This is a genomic window from Streptomyces sp. NBC_00667, assembly GCF_036226825.1.
In the GTDB taxonomy this organism is placed as follows: domain Bacteria; phylum Actinomycetota; class Actinomycetes; order Streptomycetales; family Streptomycetaceae; genus Streptomyces.
In genome coordinates this window covers 704,685-724,603 of record NZ_CP109022.1, presented here as the reverse complement: position 1 = coordinate 724,603, position 19,919 = coordinate 704,685, and the positions used below count along the sequence as shown (strand labels likewise).

The following is a 19,919-nucleotide window of genomic DNA, read 5'->3' as shown; positions in this document are numbered from 1 at the left end:
ATCAGGTCCCTCCGCACACCATTCACAGATCAGGAGACAGCCATGATCGTCCGCGACATCGAGTCCGTGAAGACCGTCGAGTGGGGCAACGGCCTGAGCCGCCGCTTCCTCCTCGCCGACGACGGCCTCGGTTACACGCTCACCGACACCGTCGTACTGGCCGGTACCAAGTCGCGCCTGGAGTACGTCAACCACCTGGAGGCGTGCTACTGCATCGCCGGCTCCGGCGAGGTCATCGAGCTGGACGGCACCACCCACGAGATAGTCCCCGGCCGGATGTACGCCCTCGACCGGCACGACGCCCACTACCTCGTCGCCAGCCCCCACGAGGACCTGCGCCTGGTCTGCGTCTTCTCGCCGGCCCTGAACGGCAACGAGGTCCACCAGCTCGACGCCCACAACTCGTCCGCCTACTGAGGCACTCACCACCACGACGTCCGAGCCGTCCACCGACTCAGAGGGGGGTCCGCCGTGATCCGCTGGAACACCGATCAGACCGATCTGCGCGAGGGCCTGGAGCGGTGGGGAGAGGCGCTGAGCGCCGATCACATCGAACGCGAAGAACAGGGCCGCTTCCCCGAGGACAAATGGAAGCTCCTGCGGGAAACCGGAATCCTCTCGCTGCCCTTCGAGGAGCAGTACGGCGGTCTCGGACAGTCACTGCTCACCACCATGTACGCGCTGGAGGGCCTCGGCGAGTACAACCGGGATTCCGGGCTGAGCTTCTCGGCCACCACGTCGATCTGCTCGACCGGAATCCCGGTACAACACTTCGGCACCGACGACCAGAAACAGCGGTACCTGCCCCTGATCGCGTCGGGCGAGGCCATCGGCGCGCACGCCATCACCGAGGCCGAGGGCGGCTCCGACGCGATGGCGATGACCACCCGGGCGACCCGCGACGGCGAGACGTTCGTCCTGAGCGGCAGCAAGGCGTTCGTCAGCAACGGCCCGATCGCGGACGTGATCGTGGTCTACGCCCGCACCCACCCCCGCGGCGGCCCCCTCGGAACCACGGCGTTCCTGGTCGACCGCGACACCCCGGGCCTCACCACGGGCAGTCCCGGCAAGAAGATGGGACTGCGCACCTCGCCGCTGTGCGAGCTGTACCTGGACGACGTGCGCGTGCCCAGGAGCGCGGTACTCGGCCGGGTCGGCGGCGGCCTGATGGTCCTGGACCACGTCATGAAGCGGGAGGTCCTCCTCTCCTTCGTCGTCAACGCCGGCGAGATGCGCCACCGGCTGGACCGGTGCGTGGCCTACGCGAAGACCCGCCACTCCTTCGGGCGGCCCATCGGCTCGTACCAGTCGGTCGCCAACAAGATCGTCGACATGCAGATCCAGCTGGAGAGCGCCCGCAAGTGGCTCTACGACACGGGCGAGAAGCTGGAGGCGGGCGAGGACGTCACCGTGGACCTCGCGATCGCCAAGCTCGTCACGAGCCAGGGCAACCTCGCCACCAGTCTCGCGGCCGTACAGATCTTCGGCGGCCACGGCTACATGTCCGAGTACGGGCTGGAGCAGGACGTCCGCAACGCCGTGGGCGGCACGGTCTACTCCGGCACCAACGAGATCCAGTACAACCGCATCGCCTCGATGCTGGGCCTCGGGTCGGGCCGATGAGCGGATCGCCGCCCCGTACGCTGCTCAAGGTCTGCGGGGCCACGGCGCGCAGCGACATCGAGGCCGCGGCCACTGCCGGGGCCGACTGCGTCGGGCTCTGGCACGGCGTACCCGGCGGCCCCCGGGAGCTGGACGCGGACACGCTCACCGGCCTCGCCGCGGCGGCCCGTTCGGCCGGCCTGCTGCCGGCCCTGGTCACCTTCCTCGCCGACGCCGGAGCACTGACGGAGCTCGCCCGCCGCACGGGGGTCGGCTGGATCCAGCTCCACGCGTACCAGTCGCCGGCGACCGTACGGGCCCTGCGCGCGGCCCTCCCGCCCGAGGTCGCGGTCGTCAAGGTGCTGCACCTCGCGCAGGGCGGCGCGGGGTGCGTCGAGCGGCCGCTCATCGGCGCCTACGAACGCGCCGGCACCGACCTCTTCCTCATCGACGCGGCCACCGAGGACGGCCGGATCGGCAGTACCGGCCAGGCCCCCGACCCGGCGGACGTGATGGCGCTACTGCCCCGCATGACCCGGCCGTTCCTGCTGGCCGGGGGCCTGGAGCCGACGAGCCCGCCCCGGTACGCGGACGTGGTGCGCGCCCCGGGCTTCCACGGGATCGACGTCGACACCGCGGCCCGCTCCCCGCTGACCGGCGGTTTCGGCGTCCCCGAGATCACCGCCCTGGCCCGCGCCTGGCGCGGGGCACCCTCCGGCGGCCCCGCCCCCGCCCACCCGCCCGCCGACCTGGAGCCGTCCCGATGAGCATCCACGACCGGACCGACTTCCCCTTCCTGCGCGCCCTCATGGCTTCCCCCACCCCCGTCGTGATGGAGGTGAAACAGCGCGACGCCCACGGCCACGACCTGCTCGGCGGCCGCACCCCGGCCCAGGTCGTGAGCGCGTACGAGAGCGCGGGCGCGCCCTGCGTCTCCGTGGTGACGGGCCGCTGGTTCGGCGGCTCGAACACGCTGCTGCGCGAGGTCGCCGCGCTGACCCGGCTCCCCCTCCTCCAGAAGGACTTCATCACCCGCACCGAACAGCTGGGCACAGCAGCCGAGTTGGGTGCTTCGGCGGTACTCCTGACGGCCGCCCTGCTCCCGGCGTCGAGCCTGGCCAAGCTGGTGGACCGGTGCCTGCTGACCGGCCTCACCCCCTTCGTCGAGATCACCACGGAAGCCGAGCTGGAAGCCGTGCCGCACGCCCCGGAGTGCGTCATCGCGGTCAACAACAAGGACATCAGGACGCGCGAACGCGATACGGGCGACCTCGGCCGCAGCATCGGACTCCTGCCGGCCGTCCGCGCCACCGGCACCCCCTGCCCGGTCAGCGCGAGCGGCATAGACGGCCCCACGACGGCCGCCCGCCTGCTGGACGCCGGCTTCGGCGGCCTCCTGGTCGGCACCTCCCTGCTGCGCAGCGGATCCCCGGCCCAGTGGCTGGACGCGGTGAGCGGCGCCCGCAGGGGACTGGCGGTCCGGTGAGCACCCCGGCGACCGCGGCCGGCGCCGCCCGGCCCTTCACCCTCGACGCGGCGGGCACCACCGTCTCCGGGCTCCTGGCCCTGCCCGAGGGCGGCGCCCCCCGCTCCACGGTCCTGGCGATCCACGGCCGGGGCATGCGCGCGCGGTACTGGGACTCCTTCGTCCCCCTGGCCACCGCCCTCGGCCACGCCGTCCTCGCCGTGGACCGCCCCGGCTACGGAGCCTCCGCGGCCTCCCTGCCCGACGGCCAGTCCCTGCCCGACCAGGCGAGGACACTGCGCCGGGCGCTCGCGGAGCACGCCCGCACCCACCGGCTCGGCGCCGGGGTCTTCCTCCTCGGCCACTCCGACGGCGGCAAGGTCGCCCTGCACACGGCGGCGATCGCCCCGTCCGTCCCCCTGCTCGGCCTGGACGCCTCCGGCGTGGGCTACGAGTACCACCCGCAGGCCCTGCACTTCCCCTCGACGCTCGGCGGCGGCGCGACCCGGCTCAACTGGGGCCCCCTGAACCTCTATCCGCCGGGCACCTTCCAGGCGAGCCGCGCCCTGCTCTCACCCGTCCCGCCCCGCGAGTCGGCGGACACGCCCTGGTGGCCCCGGCAGTACGAGGAACTGGCTCCCGGCGTCCGGATCCCGGTCCGGCTGACCTTCGCCGAACACGAGGGGTGGTGGCGGCTCGACGCCCGCACCCTGACGGCGATGACCACCCGTCTGACGGCGTCGCCGTCGGTGACGGTGGAGCACCTGCCCGGCTCGGGACACAACCTGAGCCTCGGCCACACCGCGACCGCCTACCACCTGCGGGTACTGGCCTTCCTGGAGGAGTGCCTCCTCGCCGCGCGCCGGTCCGCCGGGCCGGCCGGGAAGGGTCCGACCGAACAGCATGCGTCACCGGCCCTCGAAGAACGCTCGAGAGATGGTCGAAACCCCATGGCCGGGGGGCCCGGTGGATGCCACGATGCGATGTCCGTGCCGATGCGAGCAGCAACACAAGCACCCAGAAGAGGACGCAGCCAATGACCACACATCCGGCCGGGAACCCCCAGCCCTACCCGCCCCAGCCCGGCGTCCACAACCCGTACGCCCAGCAGCAGCCCCAGCCCCCGCAGCACCAGCAGCAGGGGCCGGCCGCGGGACCGGCGGGACGCGGAAAGGGCGCGACGGTACTGCTCCTCGTCTCCACCGCCCTGCTCGGTCTGATGGCCGGTCTGTTCTTCGCCTTCGACGTCTCGGTGATGCCGGGTCTGGCGAAGGCGGACGACCGGACCTACGTCACCGCGATGCAGAACTTCAACGCCGCGATCGACGGCAACCCCCTGTTCGGCATGGCCTTCATGGTCGCGCTGCTGCTGCCGGTCGTGTCGGCGATCCTGGAGTACCGCAAGGGACGCCGCGACGTGGCGGTCTGGGTCGCCGTCGGCGCGGTCCTCTACTTCGTCGTCCTGATGATCACTTTCAGCGTCAACATCCCGCTGAACAACGAACTGGCGGACGCGGGCGACGCGGCGAAGATGACCGACTTCTCGATCGTCGAAAAGTTCAAGACGACCTGGGTCACCACCAACATCCTGCGCACGCTCCTGTCCACGGTGGCCCTCGCCGCCCTGTCCCGGGCCCTGGTGCTGTACGGCCGGGCCACTCGCTGACCGTCCGGACCGGGGAGCGGGCGGCGCGGGATCGTGCCAGGCTGGAAGGCGGGGGCAAGCGCGACGTTCCGGACGCACCCTGGGAGAACAGCCATGAAACGTGCAGGACGAAGGAGCGCGACCGCCGCCGCCTGCTGCTCGCTCGTGCTGGGCGCCGTCCTGTCGGGTGGGGCGCTGACCGGCGCCCAGTCGGCGGCGGCCGCCCCCGCACCCGCCTGCAAGGGCGGTCAGCTGTCGGCGAGCGCCGCGGGCTCGACCCAGGTCACCATCACTGTGACCAACAAGGGACCGAAGGCCTGCACGCTCAAGGGCTACCCCACCGTCGCCCTCGCCGGGCAGGGCTCTCCGGAGAGGAACAAGCCCCTGAGCGTCCAACGGCAGGGCGCCGAGCGGGCGGTGCAACTCGCCGTCGGCGGACGGGCCGTGAGCCGTCTGACGTTCACTCCGGTCCTCGGTGAGGCCGAGGGGTACTGCGCCTCCGGCGCCGAGCCGACGGTCGCCCCCTCGCTCGTGGTGGGCTTTGCCGGGATCAAGCAGCAGCTGGGCCCGGCCGACGCCGACGGGTTCGCCCTCTGCGGCACCACGGTGCGCGCCACCGCCTTCCGGCCGGCCTGAGCCCGGCGGGCGGCGCCGGCCGCCCGGGTGGTGGTGGTCAGCTGCGCTTCGGCGCGGGAGCGGACGTCGTGACGGCCGGGGTGCCCTGCGGGGCCGGGGCGGACGCGGCGGGCGGGACCGACGGGTTCGGCGAGGCTGACGCGGTCGGCGGGGCCGACGGGGTCGGCGAGGGGTCCGGGAGGCAGGTGACCTCGTCGCGCGGGGTGTAGTGGGTGCGGAACGTCTCGCGCTTGAGCTCTTCACCGCCCTTGACGAAGACCCGGTCGACGGAGACGTCGAAGCCCTCCAGCGGGGTCTGCGCCTCGCAGGAGTCGCCGGTGGCGGTGTGCTTGGCCGGCGCGGTGATGTTCGTCCGGGGCCCCTTGGTGGCGCGTATCGCGTCGTACTTCCTCGTACCGAGCAGGGTGATGGTCACCGACGTGTCGGTGGAGGCGGCCCGGATGCGGACGGGGTGGCCGGAGTCGTTCTTCCAGCGCAGGTCGAGGGTGCCCCAGGCGACCGTGGCCTCGCGGCCTTCGGGATAGCGCTCGATGTAGAAGGAGTGGGCCCCGTGCTCCACCGGCTGCAGGCCCGCGAAGAACACGGCGTTGAACATCGTCGTCGCGACCGCCGAGATGCCGCCGCCCAGAGACTTCACGTACCGGCCGTCGTTGATCATGATGCCGTCGACGAAACCGTTCGCCTTCGTGCGCTCGCCGACCGTCTTGTTGAAGCTCCACGTGTCGCCGGGGCGGACCACGGAGCCGTTGATCAGCTGCACGGCGCGCGCGATGTTGTGGGTGCGGTACGGGGCGGAGGGGAACGCGACGGTGAAGGAGGACATCTGCTGCTCCGCGGCCCGGGCGGGACCGGCCGGCTTCCCGGCCGCCGGCGCACCGGGGCCGTTCTCGGCGGCCGCCGAGCCCGCGGCGAGTGAGCCGAGGCCGAGGGCCGCGGCCGCGACGGCGGAGGTCAGGGCCAGTCGCCTGGCGGCGGTCCGACGGTCTGTGCGTCGCATGTCACTCCCGGTAGCGGATGTCGCGGTGGAGCCCGGTACCCACTCGGAAGCGAGGCGGCAGGCCACGGACCATGCTGGGCGTGATCGCACCAAACAAGGGCAAAATGTGCCCCGTCTCACGCGCGGGGAGCCGGCACCCCGTCCGTGCAGTGGTCCGTCGTGAGGGGTCCGGTGGGGCATGATCGGGGGATGTCTGAACGCATCATTGCCGCCTGCGACGGGGCGGCGAAGGGGAATCCCGGGCCTGCCGGATGGGCCTGGGTCATCGGCGACGCGCAGGGCCGTCCCGAGCGCTGGGAAGCCGGCGCGCTGGGCCGGGCCACGAACAACGTGGGCGAGCTCACCGCGCTGCAGAAGTTGCTGGAGGCCGTCGCGCCGGGCACGGCGATCGAGGTGCGCATGGACTCCCAGTACGCCATGAAGGCGGTGACGCAGTGGCTGCCCGCGTGGAAGCGCAACGGGTGGAAGACCGCGGCCGGGAAGCCTGTCGCCAACCGTGAACTCGTCGAACGCATCGACGCCCTGCTCGCCGGGCGTGACGTCGAGTTCCGCTACGTCCCCGCCCACCGCGCGGACGGCGACCACCTGAACGCCATCGCCGACCAGGCCGCCAGCGACGCCGCCACCTCCCAGCGGCCCGCCGGCACCGCTCTGGGCGACCACGCCATCCCGGTACCCGCCCCGGCCCGTACCTCGCCCGCCCGCACGGCCGCCGCACGCAGGAAGCCGGCCGCCGCCACGGAGCCCGCATCCGGCACGGCATCCGCGGGGCGCGGCACCCGCACCATCAAGGCGAAGTTCAAGGGCACCTGTCCCTGCGGAACGGCCTACGCGGCCGGCGACAAGATCGCCAAGCACGGTTCGAGCTGGGGCCACCCCGACTGCGCGGCCACGGCTTAGGTGTATTGACCCGCAGCGTTGTTCACTCGGCTGATGGGCGGCTTGCCGTCCAGTGCGGTGTGGCAGCGGTGGTGGTTGTAGGTGTGGAGGAAGTCTGCCAGGGCCGCTGTCCGCTCGTTGTTCGATTGGTAGGGCCGTAGGTAGGCCCATTCGTCGAGGAGGGTGCGGTTGAAGCGTTCGACTTTGCCGTTGGTCTGCGGCCGGTAGGGCCTGGTCTTCTTGTGGGTGATGCCGGCCGCGGCCAGGGTCTGGGTGAACTGCTTGGACTTGTAGCAGGAGCCGTTGTCGGTCAGGACGCGTTCAACGGTGATCCCGTGGGCGGTGAAGAACGCCTGGGCTCGCTGCCAGAAGGCGACGGCCGTCTGCTTGCGTTCGTCGGTGAGGACCTCGCTGTAGGCCAGGCGGGAGTGGTCGTCGACGGCGGAGTGGATGTAGCTGTAGCCGATGACCGGCGTGGAGCTTTTGCGCTGGTCGGTGGTGGCTTGGCGGTTGCGGTCGCCTGCCGCCCGGCCCACCACGCGCCATCCGCCGCCTTCGGGGATGTTCCCGAGCTTCTTGATGTCGACGTGGACCAGTTCGCCCGGTCGGGCCCGTTCGTAGCGGCGGATCGGCTGGCCGGTGGGCCGGTCCAGCCAGGCCAGCCGGTTCAGGCCGTGGCGGGCCAGGATCCGGTGGACGGTGGAGGCGGGCAGGCCCAGGACCGGGCCGATGCGGGCCGGCCCGAGCTTGCGGCTTCGGCGCAGGTCACAGACGCGGGCCTCGATCGTCGCGGGGGTGCGGTGCGGGGTCGTACGCGGCCTGCTGGAACGGTCGTGCAGGCCGCCCTCGCCTTCGGCCCGCCAGCGGCGGACCCATTTGTGGGCGGTGGGCCGGGATATGCCCATCTCGGCGGCCACGTGGGCGACCGGCCGCCCGGCCAGAACCCGCTCGACCAGGATCCGCCTGCCGTGAACCGTCAGCCGGGCATTACGGTGGGACACGAAGACCTCCGTGTGTGGTGTGGAGCCTAGACACCTCCACCACACCGGAGGTCTTCGCCATGATCAAGACCCGGCTCTGTTAACAACGCTCGTGATCAATACACTTAGGCCGTCTCTTCCGGAGACGGCCCAGGCCCCCGGCGCGGTTCACCCGTTCGGCACCCAGCGGGGGCGCACGGGGACGGGGGCCGTCACAGTGTGGGGTGCGTGCTGCTGCAGCGCGCAGCGGAGGCCACGTCCGAGACGCGGGGAGGGTCCGGTGGGGCACGTAGCCGCCCGCCACGGCCAGAGGAAAAGGAGCTGAACATGGTGCGCAACACGATCCGGAACGACTCGACCCGGGCGGCCGATCAGCCCGAGGAGCACGCGAGAGCCCGCCACAAGTCGGCGGAGAGCGTCCGCGGGAGTTCCGAGCCGGTCCTGGAAAAGGGCACCACGGAGGACCACATCGTCCTCGGCGAGGACTGAACCGCCGCTGCGGACCCAGGTCCCCGGGAGCGCGAGCCGCTCCCGGGGACCTCGTCGTGTGAGGGCCCGGGCGGGTCAGCAGCCGCCGCAGTTGTAGTAGGTGACGTCCCAGTGGCTGCCCTCGTCGGCGTAGACGTTCCCGGAGCCGGACTTCCACTGGAGGGCTCCGTCGCCGCGAACACCGATGTAGGTGAACGTGTTCTTGACGTAGTTGGTCAGGCACGTGGACTTGCCGAAGTCGAGCTTGTAGCCGTTCCAGTGCGAGTACGTCCCGGAGGCGTGGCCGGTCTCGGTGCCGCCGGTGATGTTGAGCGCACAGCCGGCGGCCTGCTTGAGCGTCTGGGCGCCCTGGGCGCTGGTCAGGTTGAGCTGCTCGAACGACGTACACGTGGAGTTGTAGCGGTCCGAGCAGCCTCCCGAAGAGGACCAGGTGATCCCGGAGCTGCGGAACATCGAGGTGGCCGTGGCGTGGCTGATCTTGGTGGCCGCGTAGGCCTCGGTGGTTCCGGTCAGCACGCCGATTCCCGGGGCGGCCACGGTGGCCACGGCGAGGGTGAGGGCGCTGAGGATCGGGCGGAGCTTCATCGGCGTGTGCCTCCTGCGGGTGGCCTTGCACGGTGGGGTGGCGTTGCAGGCGGAGCCAGGTCCTGTCGTCCGGCGCGAGCGGCAGGGACCGATGGTGCCCGACGGCGGCGCGGGTCCGCCAGATGGCCTCGGCGCAGGGCGCGGGGGAGGGGACGGGGGGAGAGCGGGGTCGAAGGTGGGGACACTTTTACTCGCGACTGATGGCATGCTCCCGACAAATCTGCCAGGCTTCCGCCAGTCGCCGCCCCGACCCCGGGGCGGCGCGGCAAGGCATCTCACTCCAGCGATCGCGCACGCGATGCGCGCAGTCCGCGGCTGCCCACCGGCCCACCCAGCCGGTCGAGCGGTCACCGAGCAGGCCGGGATCCCGGCCGCCCAAAGGAGTTCCGCGTGAGATCGACCCCCCACAAGGCCTTCGCCACGACCGTGCTCGCGGTCGCCGCGCTGGCCGCCGCCTCGCTCGGCACCACCCCCGCGGCGGCGGCGACGCCGTCCGCCGCCCCCCGCGCCGCCGCCTGCACCCCGGCCCAGGTCGTCGTCAACGGCGGTTTCGAGGGCGGCACTTCGCCCTGGAGCCAGTCCTCCACCAGCGTGATCACCAGCCGCACGGGCCAGAGCGCCCACACGGGCACGACCTTCGCCTGGCTGAACGGCGTCGGCTCCACGCACACCGACACGCTCTCCCAGAGCGTCACGATCCCCGCCGGATGCAGCACGGCCAACCTCACGTTCTGGCTGCACATCGACACCGCCGAGACGACCACGTCGACGAAGTACGACAAGCTGACGGCGAAGATCGGCAGCACGACGCTCGCGACCTACTCGAACCTCGACAAGAACACCGGGTACGTCCAGAAGTCCTTCGACGTCTCGGCGTTCGCCGGGCAGACCGTGACCGTCGCCTTCACCGGCACGGAGGACTCCAGCCTCCAGACCAGCTTCGTCATCGACGACGTCGCCCTCGACACCTCCGGCGCAACGACCCCGCCCGGCGATCCCACGCGCACACCGGCCTCACCCTCGTACACCGTCAGCCTCAGCAGCAACACGAGCGGCACCGTCTGGACCGGCCACCAGAGCGCGACCTTCACCAACGCCTCGGCCACCGCTCTGAACGAGGTGTACCTGAGGCTCTGGGACAACTACCACGGCACCTGCTCCGCCATGCCGATCACCGTCACCAACGTCACCGGTGGCACCGCGGGCGCGCTCTCGGTCGGCTGCACCGCCCTCCAGATCGCCCTGCCCACGCCGCTGGCACAGGGCCAGAGCGCCACGATCGGCTTCGACCTGGGCATCACCGTACCCAGCGGGGCCGACCGCTTCGGCCACGACGGGGCGTTCAACTTCATCGGCAACGCCCTGCCCGTGCTCGCGGTCAAGGACGCGGCCGGCTGGCACCTGGACCCGTACACCAACAACGGCGAGTCGTTCTACTCCCTCGCCTCCGACTTCCGCGTGACCCTCGACCACCCCAGCACCCTCCTGGTCCCGGCCACCGGTACCTCGGTGGACACCCCCGGCTCCAGCGGCCGCACGGTCACCACCGCCACCGCCTCCAAGGTCCGCGACTTCGCCTGGGCGGCCGGTCCCTTCACCAAGATCTCGGGCACCTCGCCCGGCGGCACCCCGGTCAACGTCTACTCCGTCTCCGGCATCAGCTCCGCCGACTCGCAGTCGATGCTCACCACCGCCAAGTCCGCCGTGGACGCCCACGCCGCGAGGTTCGGCGCCTACCCGTACGGCGAACTGGACGCGGTGATCGACAACAACTACTGGTTCGGCGGCATGGAATACCCCGGGTTCGTCCTCGACCTGGTCAGCACCACGGCGCTCACCCACGAGATCGGCCACCAGTGGTGGTACGGCATCGTCGGCGACGACGAGTACAACAGCCCCTGGCTCGACGAGGCGTTCACCGACTACGCCACCGACCTGGCGCTGAACAAGACGGGCACCAACTGCTGGAGCAGCGTCTCGTGGGCGTCGACCGCGGAGAAGATCACCAATCCGATGGCCTACTGGGACACCCACTCGTCCCGCTACTCCACCGTCATCTACGGCTACGGCAAGTGCGCCCTGCACGACCTGCGGCGCGTCCTCGGTGACAGCGTCATGGCCAAGCTGCTCAAGGACTACGCCACCTCGCACTGGTACGGCGTCTCGACCACCGCCGAGTTCAAGGCGGCCGCCCAGGCCGCCACGACCACGGACCTGACCTCCTTCTGGACCCAGCACCGCATCGAGGGCTGACCCCGCAACGGTCACCTTCCGCCGCGCCCGGTCGCGCCGTGAACGGCGGCGGCCGGGACCCGGTGGCACAGTGGGCGCCGGATGGCGCCCGCTGTGCCGTGGGGGCGTCCGACCGGCCCGGGCCCCCGCAGGAAGGAAGTCCCATGCAGACCGTCACCCTGAACAACGGCGTCGCGATGCCGATCCTCGGCTTCGGCGTCTACCAGATCCCGCCGGAGCAGACCGAACGGGCCGTCAGCGAGGCGCTCGCCGTCGGGTACCGGCTGCTCGACACGGCGGCCGCCTACCTGAACGAGGAGGCCGTCGGCAAGGCGATCAGGAGCAGCGGCATCCCGCGTGAGGAACTGTTCGTCACGACCAAGCTCTGGATCCAGGACGCCGGCGAGGACAACGCCCGCCGTGCCTTCGACACCTCGCTGCGCCGGCTCGGCCTCGACCACCTCGACCTGTACCTGATCCACCAGCCCTTCGGCGACGTCTACGGCTCCTGGCGCGCCCTGCAGAAGCTCTACCGGGAGGGCCGGGTGAGGGCGATCGGGGTCTCCAACTTCTACCCCGACCGGCTCATCGACCTCATCGACCACAACGAGGTCGCTCCCGCCGTGAACCAGGTGGAGACCCACCCCTTCTTCCAGCGCACGGCCGAACAAGAACTCATGCGCGAGCGCGGAGTGCAGATCGAGTCGTGGGGACCGTTCGCCGAAGGCCGCAACAACCTCTTCACCCACCCCGTCCTCGGTGACATCGCGAAGGAACACGGAAAGTCGGTGCCACAGGTCGTGCTCCGCTGGCTCGTCCAGCGGGAAGTCGTCGTGATCCCGAAGTCCGTCCGCGCCGACCGGATGGCCGAGAACTTCGACGTGTTCGACTTCGCGCTCACCGAGGAGGAGATGGCGCGCATCGCCGCCATGGACACCGGGCGCTCGCTCTTCTTCGACCACCGCGACCCCGCCATGGTCAGCCGGCTGGGCACCGCCCGGCTGCACGACTGACCCGGCGGGGGTCCCGCCGTTACCGCACCGCCCCGTCAGCCCAGGAAGGAGAGCCGCACGGTCCGGTGCGGGTTGTCGCGGTTGGTGTCCACCAGGACCACCGACTGCCAGGTGCCCAGCGCCAGCTCGCCGCCGACCACCGGCAGTGTGGCGTGCGGCGGCACGAACGCGGGCAGCACGTGGTCGCGGCCGTGTCCGGGAGAGCCGTGCCGGTGCCGCCAGCGGTCGTCGGCGGGCAGCAGCGTACGCAGCGTCTCGAGGAGGTCGTCGTCGCTGCCGGCGCCCGTCTCGATCACCGCAAGTCCGGCCGTCGCGTGCGGGGTGAACACGTTGAGCAGCCCGTCCCGCCCCCGTGCGGCCTCGCGCAGGAACTGCGCGCAGGCGTCGGTCAGGTCGTGGACCGTCTCGGCGGAACCCGTCGTGAGTTGCAGGGTGCGTGTGGTGAAGGTGTCAGCCATGTGACCATCTTCGCCCGCGGGCGCACGAGTGCTCTCCCGCGCGCCCGGACCGCCCTCCCGCGTGCCGGGCCGGGCCGTGCCGGAAGGTTCCCCGGCGCCGAGGCGACCAGCTCGTTCAGGTGAACGTCGAAATCCGTGCTGACCGCAGCAGACATCGGCGGCCCGGCGGATGGTGTTGAATTCCCTCGGGGCCCCGGTGCCGTACGGCATCCGGGCCCTTCGACGTATTTGCCGTATGCAGAGGTGAAAGTGACAGCAGAGAACCCTCTCGGGCGTCTTGACGACGACGACTACCCCGCCTTCACCATGGGCAGGGCCGCCGAGATGCTCGGTACCACCCCCGGCTTCCTCCGGGCGATCGGCGAGGCCCGGCTGATCACCCCGCTGCGCTCGCAGGGCGGCCATCGCCGGTACTCCCGCTACCAGCTGCGGATCGCCGCCCGCGCCCGTGAACTCGTGGACGCCGGTACTCCCATCGAGGCGGCCTGCCGGATCGTGATCCTCGAAGACCAGCTCGCCGAGGCCCAGCGCATCAACGCCGAATTCCGCCGTGCGGAGCATTCGTCCGCGTCCGCATGCCGCGCGGCGGCCGGGGCAGGCGAGCAGCCGACGGACCGTTCGACGAGCAAGGAGTAGTGGTCACATGTGGGCTTTCCGTGAGACGGCCGGTCACCTGGCGGGAACCGACCTGACGGGTTACAAGGTCGAGGCGACCGAGGGCGTCATCGGCAAGGTCGACAAGCACTCGGACGAGGCCGGCTCCGCCTACCTGGTCGTGGACACCGGTGTGTGGATCTTCGGAAAGGAGGTGCTGATCCCGGCGGGCGCCGTCACGCGCATCGACCCGGACGAAAAGCGCGTCCTGGTCGACCTCACCAAGGAGCAGGTCAAGAACGCGCCCGAGTTCCACCGGGACAAGCACCTGGGCGACGCCGGATACCACGCGCAGCTCGGTACGTATTACGGCACCGGCGCCCCGTTCGGCGGCCGCCCGGCCTGACACCCGTACCCGGGGAGTCGTCCCGGCACTCCGTACCCGCCCGCGGACCGACCACCGGTCTGCGGGCGGGTTCCGTTCCCCCGAGGTCCGGCCGGCCCGCGGCGGACCTCCGGTCAGGCGATGTCGCTGACGTCCACACCGGTGCGGCCGTGGCCCGGGCGGCCCGGGCCCGTACCGGCGGCGGCGTCGCGGAAGGCGGCCAGCCCCTCGAACAGGGCCCCCCGCTCCTCGCGGCTCAGGCGCGCCAGCACGGTCTCGAGTTCCCGCGCCCGGGCCGCCCGTACGGAAGCCAGGACGCCCCGGCCGCTGCGGCTCAGCCGCACCTCCACCTCCCGGCGGTTCGCCGTCGCCCGGGAACGCTGGACGAGACCGGCCGCTTCGAGCCGGTCGCAGAGCCGGCTCACCGAGGGCGGTGTCGAACCGAGCGCTTCGCCCAGGTCGCGCAGGTTGACGGCTTCCCGCTCGTCGATCACGGTCAGGGCACGCAACTGCGAGGGGGGCACGGGGGAGGGTACGGCTTCCTGGCCGCGGCCCCACAGGACGTCCAGCATCTCCAGGAGAGCGGATGCTTCGGCAGCCACCTGCGTGGAGTGCAGGGGTGGCAAGGGGAAGCTGTGCGGCATCGCACTACTCTCTCATCCGATAGACCGTTTGTCAGCCCGCCTGCCTTGGGCGGGCAGGCGGCGAACACCCTTCGTCGCGGGGGCCATCGAGGCCTTCGCGGTCATCCGCATGGCGAGGGCGAGGGTGTCGTCGGCATGGAGGACGACGGTGTGCATCTCGGCGGCCACGGCATCGGGGATCTCCGCTATCGGGCGGTGGGCGTGTTGCTCCACGGCCTTGATGAGCCGCGACTCCCCCTCGATGAGGTCCCTGCGGCTCTCGGTGAGGCCGTCGGTGTAGAGCAGGAGCAGATCACCGGGCTCCATGCGTTCTCGCAGCACCGCATCGCCGCCCGGGGAGGGGAAGCCGATGCCCCGGCCGGTCGCTTCGAGGAAGTGCGGCGTGCCGCCGTGCCGTACGAGCAGCGGGGGCGGGTGGCTGCCGCTGACGACCTGGAGGTCCCCGGTGGCGGGGTCGAGCCGGACCAGGAGCACCGTCGCCATCAGATCCGGGTTGAAGGGCATGAGGAGGTGATGGGTGCGGGCGAGGATGGAGGGCAACGGGTGCCCCTCCAGGGCCAGGGTGCGTACCGCGTGCGTGACCGTGACCGCACCGCGGGTGCTGCGCACGCCGTGGCCCAGCGCGTCGACCACGGTGACGTGCACGGTGCCGTCGGGCAGGGCGAACCAGTCGTAGAGGTCCCCGCCGGTCGGCGCGGCCGGGTCCGCGGGCGCGTAGTGCACGGCCAGTTCCAAGCCGTCGATCTCCGGGGGGAGGGGGCGCAGCGCGTCCTCCAGCTCCCGCAGGACCTGGCCGTGCGCCTTGCGCACCTGCTCGTCGCGCTCGTCGAGTTGTACGTAGAGGGCGAGGACGCCGGCGTTGGTCTCCGCCAACTCGTGCTTGATCAGCCGGTGTTCGGCAGTGAGGTGGTCGGCCCGGGCGAGGGCGGCGCGCAGCTCCTCGTCCGCCGCGCGGACCTGCGCCGACAGGGAGTCCGGCAAGGGCGCCGGCGCCCGGGCTTCCCCGCACGGTCCGGCGTCCCGGTCGGGTAGCGGGATGTGCCAGGTGACCGAGTTCGCCGACGTCTCGGGCGCGGTCAGCGGCAGGTCGGCGCTCCGCAGCGGGCCGGCCGCTCGCGGGGCGGTCAGGGTGAGGTTCAGCTGGGGCACGTCGTGCGCGGCGTCGAACACGCTCGTCAGCCTGACGGGGTGGCCGGCCTCGAACTCCGGGCAGGCCAGGTCCGTCACCGACAGCACCAGTCGGCCGCGTACGTCCGCGGGCAGCCGGTAGGAGCGCGCGAGGTCGCGCACCTCCTCGCGGAGCACCGTCACGTCCCAGAAGAGTCTGCTCATGACGGCTCGTCGGGGGCTCTGGCCGCCACCACGGTGGCGTCGTCGCGGGTGCGGTGGTAGCCGTGCGCGACCGTGGCGGCGAGCAGCGGGGCGGGCAGGCGCAGCAGGTGAGCGGGCGGGGTGTGCGCCCACCGCAGGTCGATGCCGTCGGTGTGCAGCGCGGTGGTGGTCGACGCGGTCAGCGGGACGCGGTGGGTGCGCGGGGCGGGCATCCGCCAGCCGACCACCCCCGGCTGACCCGTCAGCCGGTGGTGCACCTCGTCGGGGGAGAGGGCCACCATGCGGACGTTGCCGATCCCGCAGTACTCCGCTTCCCCGGCGCGCAGTCGAAGGAGCGCGACGGCGGCCCCCCGGCTGTGCCGGAGCGCCCGGTGCATGACCGCCATGATCTCCGGGAGGGTGCCCTCGGCGGCCCCGCGGAAGGAACGCACCGCCGCCTGGGCGGCCTCCGCCGCCTCACGGCCGTGCCCGAGGCCGTCCACCACGAGCGCGGTGCGCGCCCCACCGAGGTCGAGGACTGCCGCGGCGTCCCCGCAGTCCTCCTCGCCCGCGGCCGACAGGCAGACCAGTCCCACCGGCTGCCGGGCGGCTTCGCGCCGGCCGGGAAGGGCGAGCCGGGCGCAGACCACGGTGCCGGTGTCGGTCCTCGAAGTGATGGCGAGCTCCGTCGCGATGCGTCCGACCGCGCCCAGTCCGGCGCCGAGCGTCCCCGTCGTGGTGTAACCGTCGGCCAGGCACCGCGCGACCTCCGCTATCCCCGGACCCCGGTCCGCGGCCACCACTTCCAGGCCGCCGCCCAGCGGAAGCGGCTGCACGTAGAGCACACCGTCGCGGGCGTGCTTGTCGATGTTGCTGGCCAGTTCCGAGGCGACCACGGCCGCCTGGTCGGGCATCGCGCCGGGCAGCGCGCACTCCCGCGCCACGGCGCGCGCGGTCTCGGCCGCGACGTGCACCGCGCTGTAGTGGTCGATGCGGACTTGGCGCGTCGGCGCCACCGGGGCGGGGACCATCAGCGCCGCCATCGTGTGGTGACGATGGTCGTGCCCTCGCCCGGCGTGCTGCGCACCTCGAACTCGTCCATCAGCCGACGGGCGCCGCCCAGCCCGTGTCCCAGACCCACACCGGTGCTGTAGCCGTCGGCCAGCGCCGCCTCCACGTCGGGGATGCCCGGCCCGCGGTCGGTGATCGTGAGCCGGAGCCCCGTACGGCCCTCGGCGCGCGCGGGGCCGACCACGAGGTCCCCGCCCCCGCCGTGGATGTAGGCGTTGCGGGCCAGTTCGCTGGCCGCAGTGATCACCCGCGTCTGGTCGATGAGGGAGAACCCGGCCGCTACGGCGGCGAAGCGCACGGCGTGCCGGACCGCCAGCAGATCGTCCTCGGTGGCCAGGGAGAGCCGGACGGGTTGCGTGCCGGAGGCGTCCGCCGCCGTGGTGTCCGTGCCGTCCACGGTCCGGTTGCCGTCAGCCAGTGGTGCCATGCGGCGCCCCTTCCCGGGGCTGCGGGGCCCGGACCCAGCCCAGCGCGGCCATGCCCTGCTCGGCGTGCAACGCCGTTTCCACGCCCGTGAGTTCCAGCCCGAGTTCCACGAGCGTGATGGCCACCGGGGGGCGCATGCCGGCCACGATGACCCTGGCCCCCAGCAGCCGGGCCATGCTCGTGAGCTCCATCAGGTTGCGCGCCACGAACGAGTCGATGATCTCCAGGCGGGAGATGTCGATGAGGACGCCCCGGGCCCGGTCGGCGGAGATCCGCTCGGTGAGTTCCTGCGCGAAGGCCACGGCGGACTTGTCGTCCAGTTCGTTGAGCAGCCCGGTGACCAGGACGTCGCCCAGTCGCAGGATCGGTACGGCGCAGGAAGGGGCCCCGGCGTGTGTGCCGGAGTGGGCACTTGAATGTGCGCTCATCGGGAAACCGGGGCGCTCGGGGCCGGCGCGGAACCGCCGGTGATCTTCATCGCCTCGGACAGGGCCTCGGCGAGCGTGGCCCGCGTCAGGATGTCGAAGAGGTCGATGCCCAGCTGCGCGATGGTCTGCGCGATGGTGGGCCGGATGCCGCTGATGATGCAGCCCGCTCCCATCAGCCGCACTGCCCGCACGGTCTGCATGAGGTGCTGGGCCACCGCGGTGTCGACGGTGGGCACCCCGGTGATGTCGATGATCGCGACTTGCGCGTCCTCGTCCTGGATGGCCTGGAGCAGGTTCTCCATCACCACCTGGGTGCGTGCGGTGTCCAGGGTGCCGATCAAGGGCACGGCCACGACCTGCCGCCACAGGCGTACGACGGGTGTCGAGACCTCCAGCAGCTGTCGGCTCTGCCGCCGGATGATCTCCTCGCGGCCTTCCGCGTACGTGGCGAAGGACAGGGCGCCGGCCGCGTCGAGCAACTGGTTGATCAGCAACGCCGCCGAGAGCAGCAGGGCGCTGTCGTCGATGGTGTCCCGGACGATGTCCAGCAGGACTTCCTTGAGGGCGAGCACCGACAGCGAGGTGGCGGTCGGGGCTGCCCCCGCCCGTGCCCTGCGCAGCGACAACTCCCTCACCGCGTCGCGCAGTTCCCGGTGCTGGTTCGCCATCTGGCCGACCGGCAGCGTGGTGTCGAGAGCGCTGATCAGCGCGGAGGCCAGGGTGTCCGCCTCGTAGCGCAGGTCGCGCTCGTTGTTGGCCGGGTCCATGGGCGCGCGCTCCAGCTGGAGCACCACCCAGCGGTCAGCTATGTCGTCCGCGCGCCCCTTGAACGACTCCACCACGAGCCGGCGGACATCGGCCGCACCGGTCGGACTGCTGACCACGCGGGTCTCCCTTCGCTGTGCCGGCGTCCGTCCCACATTTAACGCATGGCAATGGTTGTCTCATGACAAATATACGCACGGTGACCCCGGGACGGAAGTCCCGGGGTCTCGGCCGCACAGATCCACAAGGATGTCCCCGATTGCGCCACTCATTCGTGGGAAGGGCGGTGAGCATGGCCGCACACCGCCGAGACGGTGCTCACCACGCCTATCCAGGCCGTCACCGCGGCCCAGGCCATGGCCGTCGAGCCGCTGACGGCGCCCGCGACGAGCAGCACCAGGCACGTGCCCAGGAGCGCCGCGGCGAGCGGGCGGTTCAGCGGTGGCCGACCGGGCGCGGCGCCGGAGCGGCCCGCAGGCCGCTGCTCGTCGGGTCGGTGGGCCCGTGCGGCGTTCTCGCGCGTGGCCAGTCTCACCCGTGCCGGCATCTATGCCTCCGTGTGTTCAGGAACGGTTGTGCTCGCCAACGGTCGTGCTCAGGAACGGCCGTGCTCACCAACGGCCGTGGTCGCCCACCGGGGTGGGAAACGGGGGCGGGGCATGAGCGTGAGGGAGTTCTCGAACGCGCTCATGCCGCGCGTGTGACCGCATCCGCGCGGGTTAAGCCGACGTATTCCGGCCGACTGGCCGGAATGTGGCCGCCTCGCGCACCTGCCGTGCCGGCCGCGGGTCCCGGGTGACTTATCGTGCCCCCCGCGCTACTTTGTGCACATGATCGGTGCGGCGTCGGCTCACGCGGTGGATCACCGCGCGCGGACCGTCGGCGTCCTCGCGCTGCTGCTCGCCGTCGCCTTCCACCTCCTCGGGTGCCTCCACGGACCGGCCGGGGAAGGCCCTCACCTGCGGCCGGAAACCGTCGCGCCCCTCTCCCTCTCCCTCCCCCTCGCCATGGCCCCTGCCGACGCCGTGGTGCCGGTCCACCGTGCCGAGCAGGGCGAGGGCTGCCCCGACGGACTCGGCCACGCCGTCGACCGCGTGCGGGGGGACGCCCACGCCGCGCCGACGACGGCCCGTACGCCGCTCGCCGTCGCCGGGCCGGCCTCGTCGGCGGGTACGGGCAAGGCCGCGTCCCCGGCCGACGACCGGGGCCCGGGCGGCCGGGGAGTCCTCGCCGCGACGTGCGTCGCCCGGACCTGACAGGACCCGCACGGCCGCCGCCGCCGCGCCCCCGCCCGCCCGCGCCCGCGTGCGCCGG

25 protein-coding genes are annotated in these 19,919 nt (G+C 72.0%); 14 read left to right on the top strand and 11 right to left on the bottom strand.

What is annotated here, in order from left to right; translation table 11 throughout:
• Positions 1 to 42 precede the first annotated feature (42 nt).
• The 7 genes from OHA81_RS03550 (at position 43) to OHA81_RS03520 (ending at position 5,348) form a co-directional block, all read left to right on the top strand.
• Positions 43 to 417: an ectoine synthase gene (locus OHA81_RS03550; protein ID WP_329192649.1), complete on the top strand. Its 375-nt coding sequence runs from the start codon at positions 43 to 45 to the stop codon at positions 415 to 417.
• Between the two features lie 54 nt (positions 418 to 471).
• Entirely contained in the window at positions 472 to 1,623 is a 1,152-nt protein-coding gene (locus tag OHA81_RS03545; protein WP_329192647.1) for an acyl-CoA dehydrogenase family protein, read from the top strand.
• A complete protein-coding gene (locus tag OHA81_RS03540) occupies positions 1,620 to 2,369 on the top strand; it encodes a phosphoribosylanthranilate isomerase (protein WP_329192645.1) in 750 nt (249 codons plus the stop codon). The genes OHA81_RS03545 and OHA81_RS03540 overlap by 4 nt, the downstream gene beginning before the upstream one ends.
• The gene (locus OHA81_RS03535; protein WP_329192643.1) at positions 2,366 to 3,088 is read left to right on the top strand and encodes an indole-3-glycerol-phosphate synthase; all 723 of its coding nucleotides are present in this window, start codon (positions 2,366 to 2,368) and stop codon (positions 3,086 to 3,088) included. The genes OHA81_RS03540 and OHA81_RS03535 overlap by 4 nt, the downstream gene beginning before the upstream one ends.
• Positions 3,085 to 4,107, top strand: a complete 1,023-nt coding sequence (locus tag OHA81_RS03530) for an alpha/beta hydrolase (protein WP_329192641.1) — start codon at positions 3,085 to 3,087, stop codon at positions 4,105 to 4,107. Before OHA81_RS03535 ends, OHA81_RS03530 begins: the two co-directional genes overlap by 4 nt.
• A complete protein-coding gene (locus tag OHA81_RS03525) occupies positions 4,104 to 4,733 on the top strand; it encodes an anthrone oxygenase family protein (RefSeq protein ID WP_329192640.1) in 630 nt (209 codons plus the stop codon). The genes OHA81_RS03530 and OHA81_RS03525 overlap by 4 nt, the downstream gene beginning before the upstream one ends.
• 93 nt (positions 4,734 to 4,826) lie before the next feature.
• The gene (locus OHA81_RS03520; RefSeq protein WP_329192638.1) at positions 4,827 to 5,348 is read left to right on the top strand and encodes a DUF4232 domain-containing protein; all 522 of its coding nucleotides are present in this window, start codon (positions 4,827 to 4,829) and stop codon (positions 5,346 to 5,348) included.
• Between the two features lie 37 nt (positions 5,349 to 5,385).
• Here the strand turns inward: OHA81_RS03520 and OHA81_RS03515 are convergent, their stop codons facing one another.
• The gene (locus OHA81_RS03515; RefSeq protein ID WP_443056426.1) at positions 5,386 to 6,345 is read right to left on the bottom strand and encodes a VanW family protein; all 960 of its coding nucleotides are present in this window, start codon (positions 6,343 to 6,345) and stop codon (positions 5,386 to 5,388) included.
• Positions 6,346 to 6,534: 189 nt separating this feature from the next.
• On the opposite strand from OHA81_RS03515, the gene OHA81_RS03510 reads away from it, so the two are divergent.
• Positions 6,535 to 7,245 (top strand): ribonuclease H family protein, encoded by a 711-nt coding sequence (locus OHA81_RS03510; RefSeq protein ID WP_329192636.1) that lies wholly within the window; start codon positions 6,535 to 6,537, stop codon positions 7,243 to 7,245.
• On the opposite strand, the gene OHA81_RS03505 is transcribed toward OHA81_RS03510, so the two are convergent.
• Complete coding sequence (locus tag OHA81_RS03505; RefSeq protein WP_329192635.1) at positions 7,242 to 8,225, bottom strand: IS481 family transposase; 984 nt, start codon at positions 8,223 to 8,225, stop codon at positions 7,242 to 7,244. The genes OHA81_RS03510 and OHA81_RS03505 overlap by 4 nt on opposite strands.
• Before the next feature lie 306 nt (positions 8,226 to 8,531).
• Here OHA81_RS03505 and OHA81_RS03500 point away from each other — a divergent pair, with 306 nt between their 5' ends.
• The gene (locus OHA81_RS03500) at positions 8,532 to 8,693 is read left to right on the top strand and encodes a hypothetical protein (protein WP_329192632.1); all 162 of its coding nucleotides are present in this window, start codon (positions 8,532 to 8,534) and stop codon (positions 8,691 to 8,693) included.
• Positions 8,694 to 8,768: 75 nt separating this feature from the next.
• Here the strand turns inward: OHA81_RS03500 and OHA81_RS03495 are convergent, their stop codons facing one another.
• Positions 8,769 to 9,278, bottom strand: coding sequence for a hypothetical protein (locus tag OHA81_RS03495; RefSeq protein WP_329192630.1), 510 nt, complete (start codon positions 9,276 to 9,278; stop codon positions 8,769 to 8,771).
• Positions 9,279 to 9,668: 390 nt separating this feature from the next.
• Here OHA81_RS03495 and OHA81_RS03490 point away from each other — a divergent pair, with 390 nt between their 5' ends.
• Both OHA81_RS03490 and OHA81_RS03485 read left to right on the top strand, forming a co-directional pair.
• The gene (locus OHA81_RS03490; RefSeq protein WP_329192629.1) at positions 9,669 to 11,531 is read left to right on the top strand and encodes a M1 family aminopeptidase; all 1,863 of its coding nucleotides are present in this window, start codon (positions 9,669 to 9,671) and stop codon (positions 11,529 to 11,531) included.
• A 143-nt stretch (positions 11,532 to 11,674) separates the two neighbouring features.
• Positions 11,675 to 12,523, top strand: coding sequence for an aldo/keto reductase (locus tag OHA81_RS03485; protein WP_329192627.1), 849 nt, complete (start codon positions 11,675 to 11,677; stop codon positions 12,521 to 12,523).
• Between the two features lie 35 nt (positions 12,524 to 12,558).
• Here the strand turns inward: OHA81_RS03485 and OHA81_RS03480 are convergent, their stop codons facing one another.
• A complete protein-coding gene (locus OHA81_RS03480; RefSeq protein WP_329192625.1) occupies positions 12,559 to 12,981 on the bottom strand; it encodes a secondary thiamine-phosphate synthase enzyme YjbQ in 423 nt (140 codons plus the stop codon).
• A 249-nt stretch (positions 12,982 to 13,230) separates the two neighbouring features.
• Here OHA81_RS03480 and OHA81_RS03475 point away from each other — a divergent pair, with 249 nt between their 5' ends.
• The gene (locus OHA81_RS03475; RefSeq protein WP_329192623.1) at positions 13,231 to 13,617 is read left to right on the top strand and encodes a MerR family transcriptional regulator; all 387 of its coding nucleotides are present in this window, start codon (positions 13,231 to 13,233) and stop codon (positions 13,615 to 13,617) included.
• Between the two features lie 7 nt (positions 13,618 to 13,624).
• Positions 13,625 to 13,981 (top strand): PRC-barrel domain-containing protein, encoded by a 357-nt coding sequence (locus OHA81_RS03470; RefSeq protein ID WP_329192621.1) that lies wholly within the window; start codon positions 13,625 to 13,627, stop codon positions 13,979 to 13,981.
• Between the two features lie 113 nt (positions 13,982 to 14,094).
• On the opposite strand, the gene OHA81_RS03465 is transcribed toward OHA81_RS03470, so the two are convergent.
• The 7 genes from OHA81_RS03465 to OHA81_RS03435 form a co-directional block, all read right to left on the bottom strand.
• Positions 14,095 to 14,604, bottom strand: a complete 510-nt coding sequence (locus OHA81_RS03465; protein ID WP_329192619.1) for a MarR family winged helix-turn-helix transcriptional regulator — start codon at positions 14,602 to 14,604, stop codon at positions 14,095 to 14,097.
• Between the two features lie 12 nt (positions 14,605 to 14,616).
• Positions 14,617 to 15,936, bottom strand: coding sequence for a PP2C family protein-serine/threonine phosphatase (locus OHA81_RS03460; protein WP_329192617.1), 1,320 nt, complete (start codon positions 15,934 to 15,936; stop codon positions 14,617 to 14,619).
• Positions 15,933 to 16,958, bottom strand: coding sequence for a SpoIIE family protein phosphatase (locus OHA81_RS03455; protein ID WP_329192615.1), 1,026 nt, complete (start codon positions 16,956 to 16,958; stop codon positions 15,933 to 15,935). The genes OHA81_RS03460 and OHA81_RS03455 overlap by 4 nt, the downstream gene beginning before the upstream one ends.
• Positions 16,946 to 17,413 carry an ATP-binding protein gene (locus OHA81_RS03450; RefSeq protein WP_329192613.1) on the bottom strand — a complete coding sequence of 156 codons (468 nt, stop codon included), beginning with the start codon at positions 17,411 to 17,413 and terminating at the stop codon, positions 16,946 to 16,948. Before OHA81_RS03450 ends, OHA81_RS03455 begins: the two co-directional genes overlap by 13 nt.
• Positions 17,397 to 17,840 carry an STAS domain-containing protein gene (locus tag OHA81_RS03445; RefSeq protein WP_329192611.1) on the bottom strand — a complete coding sequence of 148 codons (444 nt, stop codon included), beginning with the start codon at positions 17,838 to 17,840 and terminating at the stop codon, positions 17,397 to 17,399. Before OHA81_RS03445 ends, OHA81_RS03450 begins: the two co-directional genes overlap by 17 nt.
• On the bottom strand, positions 17,837 to 18,724 hold the full coding sequence (locus OHA81_RS03440; RefSeq protein WP_329192608.1) for an STAS domain-containing protein: 888 nt from the start codon (positions 18,722 to 18,724) through the stop codon (positions 17,837 to 17,839). The genes OHA81_RS03445 and OHA81_RS03440 overlap by 4 nt, the downstream gene beginning before the upstream one ends.
• A 149-nt stretch (positions 18,725 to 18,873) precedes the next feature.
• Positions 18,874 to 19,152: a hypothetical protein gene (locus tag OHA81_RS03435; protein ID WP_329192607.1), complete on the bottom strand. Its 279-nt coding sequence runs from the start codon at positions 19,150 to 19,152 to the stop codon at positions 18,874 to 18,876.
• Between the two features lie 283 nt (positions 19,153 to 19,435).
• On the opposite strand from OHA81_RS03435, the gene OHA81_RS03430 reads away from it, so the two are divergent.
• A complete protein-coding gene (locus OHA81_RS03430) occupies positions 19,436 to 19,861 on the top strand; it encodes a hypothetical protein (protein WP_329192605.1) in 426 nt (141 codons plus the stop codon).
• Positions 19,862 to 19,919: the final 58 nt, after the last annotated feature.

Coding starts and splice junctions, on each gene's coding strand:
- OHA81_RS03550 (WP_329192649.1), top strand. CDS start 43: ATGATCGTCCGCGACATCGAGTCCGTGAAGACCGTCGAGTGGGGCAAC.
- OHA81_RS03540 (WP_329192645.1), top strand. CDS start 1,620: ATGAGCGGATCGCCGCCCCGTACGCTGCTCAAGGTCTGCGGGGCCACG.
- OHA81_RS03535 (WP_329192643.1), top strand. CDS start 2,366: ATGAGCATCCACGACCGGACCGACTTCCCCTTCCTGCGCGCCCTCATG.
- OHA81_RS03525 (WP_329192640.1), top strand. CDS start 4,104: ATGACCACACATCCGGCCGGGAACCCCCAGCCCTACCCGCCCCAGCCC.
- OHA81_RS03520 (WP_329192638.1), top strand. CDS start 4,827: ATGAAACGTGCAGGACGAAGGAGCGCGACCGCCGCCGCCTGCTGCTCG.
- OHA81_RS03515 (WP_443056426.1), bottom strand. CDS start 6,345: ATGCGACGCACAGACCGTCGGACCGCCGCCAGGCGACTGGCCCTGACC.
- OHA81_RS03510 (WP_329192636.1), top strand. CDS start 6,535: ATGTCTGAACGCATCATTGCCGCCTGCGACGGGGCGGCGAAGGGGAAT.
- OHA81_RS03500 (WP_329192632.1), top strand. CDS start 8,532: ATGGTGCGCAACACGATCCGGAACGACTCGACCCGGGCGGCCGATCAG.
- OHA81_RS03495 (WP_329192630.1), bottom strand. CDS start 9,278: ATGAAGCTCCGCCCGATCCTCAGCGCCCTCACCCTCGCCGTGGCCACC.
- OHA81_RS03485 (WP_329192627.1), top strand. CDS start 11,675: ATGCAGACCGTCACCCTGAACAACGGCGTCGCGATGCCGATCCTCGGC.
- OHA81_RS03480 (WP_329192625.1), bottom strand. CDS start 12,981: ATGGCTGACACCTTCACCACACGCACCCTGCAACTCACGACGGGTTCC.
- OHA81_RS03470 (WP_329192621.1), top strand. CDS start 13,625: ATGTGGGCTTTCCGTGAGACGGCCGGTCACCTGGCGGGAACCGACCTG.
- OHA81_RS03465 (WP_329192619.1), bottom strand. CDS start 14,604: ATGCCGCACAGCTTCCCCTTGCCACCCCTGCACTCCACGCAGGTGGCT.
- OHA81_RS03460 (WP_329192617.1), bottom strand. CDS start 15,936: ATGAGCAGACTCTTCTGGGACGTGACGGTGCTCCGCGAGGAGGTGCGC.
- OHA81_RS03455 (WP_329192615.1), bottom strand. CDS start 16,958: ATGGCGGCGCTGATGGTCCCCGCCCCGGTGGCGCCGACGCGCCAAGTC.
- OHA81_RS03450 (WP_329192613.1), bottom strand. CDS start 17,413: ATGGCACCACTGGCTGACGGCAACCGGACCGTGGACGGCACGGACACC.
- OHA81_RS03445 (WP_329192611.1), bottom strand. CDS start 17,840: ATGAGCGCACATTCAAGTGCCCACTCCGGCACACACGCCGGGGCCCCT.
- OHA81_RS03435 (WP_329192607.1), bottom strand. CDS start 19,152: ATGCCGGCACGGGTGAGACTGGCCACGCGCGAGAACGCCGCACGGGCC.
- OHA81_RS03430 (WP_329192605.1), top strand. CDS start 19,436: ATGATCGGTGCGGCGTCGGCTCACGCGGTGGATCACCGCGCGCGGACC.